We start from the raw sequence: 10681 nt of genomic DNA on the forward strand, positions 1-10681 counted from the left end.
GGGCAGCACGACGGACCGATCAGTAAGGAAAAGTGAACATTACTGTCATTTCCGTATGTGTCGCTTCGGTGTTAAATGGACCGATAACCACGGTCTGTACGGACGAGCGTGAACATTCCGTAGGTTCCTGTTCCATTTACGGCAAGGCCGCCACGATCAAGCGCTTGAAATCTTTAGTGCGAATGATGTGAAAGGAGCTCTACACTCGATTGACGAAGAGTTACCACGATTGGAACAGCGTCATCGTTCCTCCATGCGTTTTTTTTGATGGACTAAAGAAAACACAGCAAGAAGAGAGTGTTCTACGCCTTTCGGATGAAGATGCCCGGGCGGAATTTGATATTGCTTATAAACGATTTGCAGAAAGTATGGATAAAGTTATGCCAAGTCCGAAAGCTGAAAAATTTGTAGGTGATTTAAAACATCTTGGGATAATTCGTCAGTTAGCGAAATCACGTTTTTCGGTAGATGACGGACTGGATATTTCCGATTGCGGGGAAAAGGTTCGAAATCTCGTTTATAAACATTTACAATCAGAAGGTATTTGTTGTACGTGATCCAATATCTATTTTAGATGCTTCTATTAAGGAAGAAGTAGAGGCATATGTTTTACCAGAAACAAAGGCTGCTCAAATTGAGCATGCAATCAAACATGAAATTTCCGTCCGAATGAAAGAAGATGAAGTATTTTACACGTCTCTCAAGAAAAAGGTCGAGGACTTGTTAGAAAAATTTAAAGAGCGATAAATGAATATCTATGAACTAATCGAAAAGCTCTATGAGACTCGTGAGGACCTAGTAAAAAAAGTCGAAGGTCAGACCAAAAGCGGATTATCTTCGGAACAAGAGCCATTCTATAATAAATTATTCGAAGTGTTTGAAGGACAAAAAGATGAGGATGAGTTAAAGAGTATTGCGGTGGAGTTTCACCAATTCATCGAAGAACGTGTCACTACACTCCGTGATTGGACATCCAAGACCGATTTTAAACGAAAGTTAAATGAGGATTTGAAGATTATCTTATTAAAGAAAAAGATGTTTATGAGTGATGCATCAATGTTAGTGGGCTATTTTACAGCTCTTGCGGAAGTTCAATATCGGTAGTAAGCAACCAACCAACCTAATAGTTTGAGTTAGGTTGGTTATCTGTGTGTATATAGCTATTAAGAATGGGAATCAACATTTAGAACTCAAACATTCACTATTTAATTTTTAAGTACTTATCAATTTTAATAAATTAATGATTAATACATATTTGTTTCGAAATGTTTTAAAAAATATATAGATCTCTAATTTCTTTTTTTGACATGATTTTGATGGAAAAACAATGAAAATTTTAAATGAAGTTTGTTGAAGAATGATATTGTGAAGGATTACACTTAAACTAAATGGCAGTTTAGTTGAATAACAAATTTTCAGTAATAATCATTATATTAAAACGGTTATATTTAAAAATGGTAAAATGATATTAATATCAAATGGGACTTTTTATTTTTAGGAGGATAACTAGTTGGACTTGTATGGAAGTATATTTATAATCTTGCTATTAATATTTTTTTACTTTGCTGATAGTGTAAATAAAATAAACAGAGAGTTTGTTATAAATCACGTCATTAAATTAAATAAGGAATTAAAAATAATTATAAAAACAATTCCTAATGATAAGTCGTCGGCTATTGTAAAAAATGTAGAATTTTACAAGAATCAAGAACTATTAGATTCCTCAATTACCCAATATAAAGAATTTTATAGATCATATTATTTTATAGGGGAAAAAGGATATTACATTTATGATAAATTATTTTAAAAATTAAATCTCTATTCAAGTTTTGAATCTCTTAGTAAAAAACAGCAACAAGTTGTAAAAAGGTATTTAGAATAATTTATTACAGGAACCTTATGCAACTAGCATGCGTTAGTTGAATAACACTGGGACTGTTTCGGCAGCTGATCTGAAAACAAGTTCATTTAATAAAAGATGGTGATGAAAAAATGGGAATTTTATCTTTAATTGCGGGTGGTATTTGTTTAATAATTTCGTTAGGTATCTTTTTACATGATATCAAGAAAGCAACATCTACAAAGGATAGATTAGGTGTATTTTTTAATTTTGTTTTAGAGCCATTTGTTGGACTTACTAGTCTATTTTATTTAGGTCTTCTACTGGTATTATTTGGTTTATTAAAGAATGCAAATTTACTATAATATGTTAATTGCTAGAAGACCTTATTCAACTAACGCATGCGATACTTCAATAGAAGATCGCTTTTTCTTATTCAACATAATGGCAGGTTAGTTGTATTAGGAAAAGGAGTTTTGAGGGGAAAAATGGAATGTATTTAAGTAAATATCATTCATTTTATCGAAATTTGGAGGAACAAATGAAAAAAAAAATTAAGCAACTATTCTATCAATGGAAAGTTATGTCGTTACTATTATTCGGAATTATTTTAGTAACTGGTTGTTCTGGAATTAAATCATTAAACGCAGCACCCCAAGACAAAAACATTACAACAATCAAATCAGTCTTAAAACAACAGTTTACTGGACCTGAAGAGTATATCTCAACAAGGATGGCAAAATAACGTATATTAAATACTCAGATGTTGGATTAATAAAAAAGATGAATAATTAAATAGGGAACTATAAGTATTACCTCGGAGAACAAATATTGTGCATTTAATTGTACATTTTCTTGTATAAATTCGTGGATTTCAAATGGTAACGTTACTTACTAACATATTCAGCCATTCTTATGCAACTAACGCATTGCATTAGTTGAGATTTGATAAAATTGGATTAAGCAAATAGTCATTGTGCAAGAGGATGTGAATTATTGTCGTGGATTTATTTGAACAGATTTTTCCTTTTATTGGAATTGTTATACCCCTCATATTTGTTATGTTTTCTAAAAAAAATAAGAGATTAAAAATACTTGTTTTATTTGTAATACTCGCTGTTTACTTTATTTACTTTTTTATAGGTCACTTGTTTAACACTAATATTTTAAATGCTTTTATTTTCTTTAAACATGGTTTTAGAATCAATGTTATTGGTTTTTGTCTATTAGTTGCTACTTCAGTTTTGGTTCTATATTTTATACAAAAAATATATAGGCAAAAAGAATATATTTAACTAGTTCTTACGTAACTAACGCATGCGTTAGTTGAAGTACACATGCTGCTTAATGCGGCTTTTTTTATTTAAGTAACTCGCAGTATAGTTTAAGAAAATCCTTGTAAAAAAGAACTGATAATTCCAATATATGGTAATATTAATTTACGGATTTTATTAGGAGAGTGTATATATGAAATATATAAATTTAAATTACGAATACAAACAAAAAGAGAAGAAAAATGGTAACCGATTTGTCTCTGTAAGAGATAAAGGGGAGAATTCATTACTGGAAGTTGAGAAAAAAGGGAATCAAGTAGAAATTATCACTTATTGGAAGAATGAGAATACAACTAAGTTTATTATTCCATTGGAACTGTTTAAAAAAATGATTAACGATATTAATTAGAAAAACATCTTAGTTAATTTATCAATAATTATTTAAAGGGGAACCGTTTAGATGTCTCGAGCTAACATTTGGCTAGTAATTTTTTTCTTCAATCTATTATTATTTGGAATCTTATTTTCCTCTTTCAGAATCATACTGAAAATATCTATGGAAGCAAGAACGTTTCCAAATCTAAATTTTTTATTTGTACTTATACTAACTATGTTTGGGGTCAGCGTTAGTTGTGGTTCTTGAATTAAAGGATTAAAATTTCTCTTTGTCGAAATGATTAGAGAGGTGATGAAATGAAAATAGAAGTCAAATATAGGTTGTTTAATTGGAACGGTCGTAACTACATAGCAGAAAACTATAATAGAAGCTCTATAATAGAAGTTGCTCATACAGAAAATGAAACTGAATTGGATAAACTTATTAAATCTGAGTTGTCAATTGAAATTAACAAACCAATAAATGAGATTAAGGTCTTAAGATTTAGAAGGCTTTTATAAAAAGAAGGAAATATGAGATTAACATAACGCATGCATTAGTTGAACAACGTGATCGACGATTTGTCGGTCCTTTTTTATTGAACAAAATGGCAGTTTAGTTGAATATGAATGATTTATTTTTTGTGAAAAAAGGCGAAATTCCCCCAAATTACTAATACCCGTTTTATAGGTATAATTTTCTTAAAGAAGTATTTTAAAAAAAGCGTGATAGTGGGAATGGAGGTAAATTGTGGCACATTGCAATAATTGTAACTATAAATGGAAAGCAAAAGACATATGGCAACTCGGTTTTACTAAAAAAGGGAAAGAATGTCCAAATTGCAGAACCAAACAATTTGCAACTTTTAAAGATAAAGAAGTTATATTGGGCTTAGGATATTTAAGTTGGATATTCGTTATACTTATTATTATTTTTTTCCCTTTCGTCATCAAATTAAGCTATAAAGAGGAGAAATTTTTTTAATGGGATAGCAACTAAAGCAAGCATTAGTTGAACAAGGAAGGGACAATTAATGGTAGAATCTTATTAAAAAAGTTGGTAGATGAGGATATAAAATGACAATGAAAAGATCAGGAAAAGTATTTTTAGTCATTATTATTGCATTAACAATACCTTTTCTAAAATATACTAAATTCGGCGATTTAATTGCATTATTGGTTTTAATAGGAATCTGCATTTTTAATAAAAAGATAAGACAAGGATTTATAAAAGCATGGTTTGAAAAAAGAGGAGTCTTAATTTGGTTGTTCATTCTTCTCTTTGTTTTAGCACCAATTTCATTTTGGTTATTCATAACCTTATTCAACTAAAGCATGCATAAGTTGAATAAAATTTTAACTAATTTAGGTATTTTGAAATCTACCAATATTTTTAATAATTGAAGGAGCAAATAAGTTGAATAATAATTTACCATTACGAATTAGACCAATTTATGAAGAGGACTTATTTTCACTTTGGACTTTGATGTATAAAGAGAGTTCACCAGAGTGGAAGAAATGGGATGCACCATATTTTGAACATAAAGCTGTCACTTTTGAGGACTATTTAAAAACTAAGAATTCTGTTGTAAATCAAGAGGATAAATGGATTATAGAGGTAGATGGGAAAGTCATTGGAACAGTCAGCTTCTATTGGGAACATAAACCATCTAATTGGCTTGAAATGGGGATAGGTATTTATGATCCCAACTATTGGAGTGGAGGTTTTGGTACAAGAGCTTTAAAACTTTGGATTAATCATTTATTTAATACACTACCTCTTGTACGTGTAGGTTATACAACTTGGTCGGGTAATCATCGTATGATTAAAGTTGGAGAAAAATTGGGAATGACAATGGAAGCAAGATTAAGAAAATGTCGTTTTTATGATGGGAATTATTATGACTCAATTCGTATGGGGTTGTTGCGTGAAGAGTGGAATGAATTATAAGAAAAAGATGGTTTAATCGTTGTAAAGAAAATATGAAATAAGACATTTAAAAAAATTTCTTATGCAACTAACGCATGCGATAGTTGGATAAGTAGCAAAAGGACTTTCCATGAGAAAGTCCCCTTTTATTTCCTATATATATATTCTTATGTAAATAAAAATTAATAACTAATATTATTTTTTTACTTCCTTATGATCATATTTTAATAACTTCGTTTTTGTAAGACCTTTAGGAAGATTAGTCATGTCCATTCTGTATGGTTCAACAGCTAAATATAATGTGTCTAGACCAAGGATGCTTTCATCTTTTTCCACTGGACGTATTGTAATTTTTAATACATAACTAAATTTTCCTTCTAAACCTTTTACATTTCTTGCTGATTGTATGGAAACATACTTTTCATCTTCTGGGGTCACATAACCTCGAACTTTTTCATTTTTGTTTTTATAATAATTTTTGATACTGTTCATTATTTCTTTACGATAAAGATCTAGTACAAAGGTTTCGTAAAATCGATTATTTACTTTGTCTAACGATGAAAATTTCATTGATGAAACATCTATCACTTCATTATTACTTGCATTGGTTACACCCAAAAAGGCAGATATACCGATGGAAATTGAATAAAATTGAGACTATAAATATTTTTTTCATTCCTACACCTCCATTAATAACATATGTGTACAAGGAGTTTTTATACAAAGCCTTAGTCATTGATTGGAGTTCTTATTCAACTAAAGCATGCTTTAGTTGCATTAGATTGTGCAGAGAATCTTGTATATTAGGAGGATTTAATGAAAAAATTACAACCTCTTCGGATTCAAACTGGGTGGAAAGTTTGCTTCAACGCTTTCATGGAAGTGGATCCACAAGAATTAATTGATGACGATGATGAAAACTGGTGGGAATTTAATGAAGACTTATTGCAACTTGAAAACAGCGATAAGAATCTAATTTTGGATTTAGGTTGGTATGGAGAACGCAATTTGAAATCTGGATTTTTTAAAATAAATCTAATTCAGAATCTTAACTGGGAAAATCCTTTAGTAGAATTTATCTCAAAGAAAAAAGATGAAATTATAGATAAAATTGAAGAGTATATGAATTCTTATTGAACTAACGCATGCGTTAGTTGAAGATCACGAGCTGTTAGGTACAGCTCGTATTTTTATTTCCCTGCTCATGTTTAAAATACTTTTAGATTAAGAGTAAAATAACCCGCCTTCGATGCAAAGGTTTTTAGGTGAACCTTGTTGAAGTAATTCCTATTAAAATTGGAGGTGTAAGATGAGTATTTTAATAATCATAATATTAATAGTGTGTATCGTTCAATTTGCAAATCTTAGAAAGCAAAATATAGCAAATTAATTAAACAAAATAAAGAAATGATTACTTTATTAGAAGAAATTAAAAATAAATAACTTTCCTTATAGTCGATTTTTTTTTATTCAACAAAATGGCAGTTTAGTTGAACAAGGAGTTTGTTATGTATCTAGCGAATTATACAATTAATAAAGGATTTAAAATCTAAGAAAGAGGGTAGAATTTTGAAACTGAAATACAAAGAACTTCCCAAAGCGAAGATGTTTGGATATAGTATTTTACTGAGTAATTTTATATTTTTTTTACTCATACTATTTTTCGTATATTCATTTTGGGATGTATTCAGTCATACGTATTTTTTATTATTAATACCATTAATACCGTTCATAATCTTTATTTTGTTGTTTATTCCAAAAGCTTTATTTTTTATTAAACTTAATTCAATTGATTATTTGAGGTTTGAGAATAATATACTCTCTATCCATCATCAAGGTATATTTAGTTCTAGAAAGGAAATAAAAGTTGAAGATATAGAAAGAGCTTTTATAATTAGTGATAAATTCATTTTAGCAACGCATTCTGGGGAAGAAATTGATATTTTTATAAGTAATTTATTAATAAAAGATTTTGAGAAACTAACAATGAAATTAAGTAATTCTATTACAATTAGTAAAAATTTTGATGCTTTGTAACTACCTCAAAGTAAAAAAAGACAGAATTTTCTTTAAATTTATATCTTCGTTTACAAATTAATTTTTGATAAGACTAATAATTCCTTATCTAAATAACGTGTGCGATTCTTCAATAACGAAGGATCGTTTTTCTTATGCAGCTAAATGGCAGTTTAGTTGAATTAAGTTAGTTAATAGAATAAATTAAAATTCCCCCTTGTTTTTGTTTGATGACACATTAAATTTAGCCTAAATATTACATATTCTGTGTTTTTTTTTTTGGGGGTTTTCGACATATTAACATTCAAATTTATGTAGTTTTACAAGTAACCAAGCATAAAATTCCCCCAAGTTACAAGCACTTACGCAATTGATATAATTAATAATAAAATTCAATAATACAAATGAAAATACGATTGTAAGGAGAGAATAAATTGGGGCATTTTAGTTTAATAAATACGTTATTTAGTTTATCAATTGTATTTTTAATTGGATTTGTTCTATTCATACTCATAAAAAAAGTAATCGAATTTATAACGAATAATTCATCGACATTAAAAAGACAGATTAATGAGTTAGAACAGAGAATTAGTATTTTAGAGAAGAAAAAATAATGTAAAACCTTATGTAACTAACGCATGCGTTAATTAAAGATCATTTGAACTGTTATGGTAATTTAGTTCTTAGACAGAGATTTAATAATTAAATTTAGTATGAGAGGAGAAAAATTTTGCTCCTAAATTCGCTTCTTGGGGTAAGTATTATTTTGTGTTTAATAATTTTATTTAAATTAAAAATGTTAAATAAGAAAAATAAAATCACCTCAAATATATTTTTTTCGATGTTAGTACTGGTACTTTTTATTATTGCAAGTGATTCTTACATTTTATATTTAGTCAATACTATTTGATTATTAAAATTAAGAAACAATTAAATTTCCTTATATAACTAACGCATGCGTTAGTTGAGTTAATACTGAATATTTAAAGGATGATATGTTTCTAATTCATTTCATTAAAAATTACTAGTAACATTAATATATTGACATGATTGATAGGTAAATACATATAAGAGAACAACCAATTAATACTAGCGCTCTTTTAAAATTTTTCCTAATTTTAATACCATAAGCACCAAAGAAAATAGCCGCAGCTAATTTAGAACAACTTTGCAAATAAGCATAGTTTGAAAAAACTGAACTGCTTAAAATTATTGAAGCAAGAAAAGTTGTAGAGATTAGTATTTTGAACCACAATGGCTCGTTCATAAACGATTTAATCATAAATTTTATTCTTTGCATAAGGGTATAACTACCTTCAAAAAACTAAACTTTTACTAATACATATATGTAGATATTTTAAAATTATCGGTATTGAGATAATCTAGATGAGTTTATTAATTACATTACTTGTTAACTAATTTGCCAGTCACTACAATAAAAAAACGAGCTGCGAGCAACTCGTGATATGTAACTAACGCATGCTTTAGTTGAACAAGATCAAGAGTCGCATATGTGGCTTTTTTTATTGAAAAAACTGGCAGGTTAATTAGCGAAAGTTTAAAACACGAAATTGGAATAATATGGTAGAATTTTAATGGGATTCATTTAAATTTTTTATTAAGGAGGTAGTTCTTTGTTAAAAATATTCAAAAATGTTTTTGGACTATTTGCATTTGTTTTAGCAGTATATGCTTTAATAACAGATAGATTTGTTGTAATGCCATATATGTTATTTTTCTTAGGAGTAATGTTATTGATAATGGGTTTGCAAGAAAAACGAAAACCTCTTAATTATTCACTTATACTTGTATCTGGGTTCAATATATTCGTTTCTATTTATACATTCTTATTGAACTACCATGGGAGTATATAAACTTCCATTCACTGTTGTGAATCGAGGGTTCATGGATGGCTAACGCATGCTTTAGTTGAATAATAAATAGAAGATTATCGTTAATTAATCTCTTTTTCACTCTATAGCTGTATAGTTCAATCAGGTAATTTAAAATTATTAGGGGTGATGAAATGCAAAAAGATGAAGAATCATTAAAGGAAACACAGTCATTAGAAGAAATACAGGTATTGAGTGAAAGACAGCCATTTAATGATGTGATTGACCATTTTAATAAAATTGAGGGAAATACTCCTCGCGCTTCAAATGCGAAGCTCAATAGCTTACCCAAGCCCATTAAATATTTAGGCTATTTTATCATTTTTTTCTTTTTGATTGCTTTTTTATTAACGATTGTTATGAACATAATTGATTGAGGAGTCTAGAAATCGTTGTTCAACTAACGCATGCTTTAGTTGAAGATTACGAGTTGCTTGCAGCTCGTTTTTTTATTGAAGTAAATGGCAGTTTAGTGCAAGAAGCATTGCAGGAAATGATATACAACAAATAGAAATACTTAAAATAACAAACTAAGTGAGGAGATAATACCTAATTTGAACATTCTAACTCTGATTTTGAGTTACTTAATAGGCTCAATTTCATTTGCTTTAATAATCGGTAAAGTGTTTTATAAGAAAGATATTCGTGATTATGGTAGTGGAAATCTTGGTGCAACTAATGCTTATAGGGTTCTTGGAAAGAAAGCAGGAGCAATTGTTGCAATTGGTGATATATTAAAAGGTACACTTGCTTGTTTACTTCCACTAATACTTAGTTCTACGATTAACCCTATTGTTTGTGGTTTATTAGCTATATTAGGACACATATTTTCTGTATTTGCTAATTTTAAAGGCGGAAAAGCTGTTGCGACAACAACTGGAGTTTTTTTATTTTTGACACCTTTAGGTGTTTTGGTTGGTTTTGTTGTGTTTTTACTAACATTGTTATTTACTAAGTATGTATCACTAAGTTCAATGTTGGCGAGTATAGTATTATTTATTTACAGTCTAATATTTGAAGATAAAGTTATCATAACATTATCGCTACTAATAAGCGTATCAATAATCATTCTTCATCGACAAAATATAAAGAGAATTTTAAAAGGAACAGAGAACAAAATAGTTTAAAAATATTGAATATATTTGTTCAGCTAACGGGTGCGTTAGTTGCATAACATGATCGACGTTTTGTCGGTCTTTTTTTGTTCCCATTTTTATGTTCGTAGTCATAAATTAAAAATTTTGACCTTGATCGCGTGGTTCATTATACAGAAGAACAAAACCTCATCAAAATTTATAGTCAAAAAATGTTCAGAAAGGTAGAACTTCACCGTTCTTATTCAACTATCCTGAAA

17 protein-coding genes are annotated in these 10681 nt (G+C 28.9%); 16 read left to right on the forward strand and 1 reads right to left on the reverse strand.

All coding sequences use genetic code 11. From position 1 onward, the window contains the following. The first annotated feature begins 468 nt into the window (after nt 1-468). From COI44_RS24475 to COI44_RS04375, 10 genes are all read left to right on the forward strand, one after another. On the forward strand, nt 469-747 hold the full coding sequence (locus tag COI44_RS24475; RefSeq protein WP_286163749.1) for a hypothetical protein: 279 nt from the start codon (nt 469-471) through the stop codon (nt 745-747). Continuing rightward, nucleotides 748-1104: a type I restriction enzyme endonuclease domain-containing protein gene (locus COI44_RS24480; protein WP_286163750.1), complete on the forward strand. Its 357-nt coding sequence runs from the start codon at nt 748-750 to the stop codon at nt 1102-1104. A 406-nt stretch (nt 1105-1510) separates the two neighbouring features. Next, the gene (locus tag COI44_RS04330; protein ID WP_098426831.1) at nt 1511-1807 is read left to right on the forward strand and encodes a hypothetical protein; all 297 of its coding nucleotides are present in this window, start codon (nt 1511-1513) and stop codon (nt 1805-1807) included. 185 nt (nt 1808-1992) lie between these two features. Further along, complete coding sequence (locus COI44_RS04335) at nt 1993-2205, forward strand: hypothetical protein (RefSeq protein WP_098426832.1); 213 nt, start codon at nt 1993-1995, stop codon at nt 2203-2205. A 176-nt stretch (nt 2206-2381) separates the two neighbouring features. Continuing rightward, nucleotides 2382-2585, forward strand: coding sequence for a hypothetical protein (locus tag COI44_RS04340; protein ID WP_142329223.1), 204 nt, complete (start codon nt 2382-2384; stop codon nt 2583-2585). A 722-nt stretch (nt 2586-3307) separates the two neighbouring features. Then, nucleotides 3308-3523: a hypothetical protein gene (locus COI44_RS04350; RefSeq protein WP_098426835.1), complete on the forward strand. Its 216-nt coding sequence runs from the start codon at nt 3308-3310 to the stop codon at nt 3521-3523. Between the two features lie 284 nt (nt 3524-3807). After that, the gene (locus COI44_RS04360; RefSeq protein ID WP_098426837.1) at nt 3808-4011 is read left to right on the forward strand and encodes a hypothetical protein; all 204 of its coding nucleotides are present in this window, start codon (nt 3808-3810) and stop codon (nt 4009-4011) included. 229 nt (nt 4012-4240) lie between these two features. Continuing rightward, nucleotides 4241-4474 carry a hypothetical protein gene (locus tag COI44_RS04365; protein ID WP_098426838.1) on the forward strand — a complete coding sequence of 78 codons (234 nt, stop codon included), beginning with the start codon at nt 4241-4243 and terminating at the stop codon, nt 4472-4474. A gap of 92 nt (nt 4475-4566) precedes the next feature. After that, entirely contained in the window at nt 4567-4821 is a 255-nt protein-coding gene (locus tag COI44_RS04370) for a hypothetical protein (RefSeq protein ID WP_098426839.1), read from the forward strand. Between the two features lie 85 nt (nt 4822-4906). After that, nucleotides 4907-5440, forward strand: a complete 534-nt coding sequence (locus tag COI44_RS04375; RefSeq protein ID WP_098426840.1) for a GNAT family N-acetyltransferase — start codon at nt 4907-4909, stop codon at nt 5438-5440. Between the two features lie 174 nt (nt 5441-5614). Here COI44_RS04375 and COI44_RS04380 read toward each other — a convergent pair whose 3' ends face one another. After that, on the reverse strand, nt 5615-5989 hold the full coding sequence (locus tag COI44_RS04380) for a DUF3888 domain-containing protein (protein ID WP_098426841.1): 375 nt from the start codon (nt 5987-5989) through the stop codon (nt 5615-5617). A gap of 246 nt (nt 5990-6235) precedes the next feature. Here COI44_RS04380 and COI44_RS04385 point away from each other — a divergent pair, with 246 nt between their 5' ends. The 6 genes from COI44_RS04385 to plsY all read left to right on the forward strand — a co-directional run bounded on the left by COI44_RS04385 (nt 6236) and on the right by plsY (nt 10454). Further along, entirely contained in the window at nt 6236-6556 is a 321-nt protein-coding gene (locus COI44_RS04385; protein ID WP_098426842.1) for a hypothetical protein, read from the forward strand. Nucleotides 6557-6988: 432 nt separating this feature from the next. Then, on the forward strand, nt 6989-7456 hold the full coding sequence (locus COI44_RS04390) for a hypothetical protein (RefSeq protein ID WP_098426843.1): 468 nt from the start codon (nt 6989-6991) through the stop codon (nt 7454-7456). Between the two features lie 413 nt (nt 7457-7869). Continuing rightward, nucleotides 7870-8049, forward strand: coding sequence for a hypothetical protein (locus tag COI44_RS04395; RefSeq protein WP_098426844.1), 180 nt, complete (start codon nt 7870-7872; stop codon nt 8047-8049). Between the two features lie 1113 nt (nt 8050-9162). Then, a complete protein-coding gene (locus tag COI44_RS24485; protein ID WP_286163756.1) occupies nt 9163-9309 on the forward strand; it encodes a DUF3953 domain-containing protein in 147 nt (48 codons plus the stop codon). Nucleotides 9310-9461: 152 nt separating this feature from the next. Continuing rightward, the gene (locus tag COI44_RS04405; RefSeq protein WP_098426846.1) at nt 9462-9704 is read left to right on the forward strand and encodes an amino acid transporter; all 243 of its coding nucleotides are present in this window, start codon (nt 9462-9464) and stop codon (nt 9702-9704) included. Between the two features lie 177 nt (nt 9705-9881). Continuing rightward, entirely contained in the window at nt 9882-10454 is a 573-nt protein-coding gene (gene plsY, locus COI44_RS04410) for a glycerol-3-phosphate 1-O-acyltransferase PlsY (RefSeq protein WP_098426847.1), read from the forward strand. Nucleotides 10455-10681: the final 227 nt, after the last annotated feature.

The organism is Bacillus sp. AFS088145, assembly GCF_002564465.1.
GTDB lineage: Bacteria > Bacillota > Bacilli > Bacillales > Bacillaceae_G > Gottfriedia.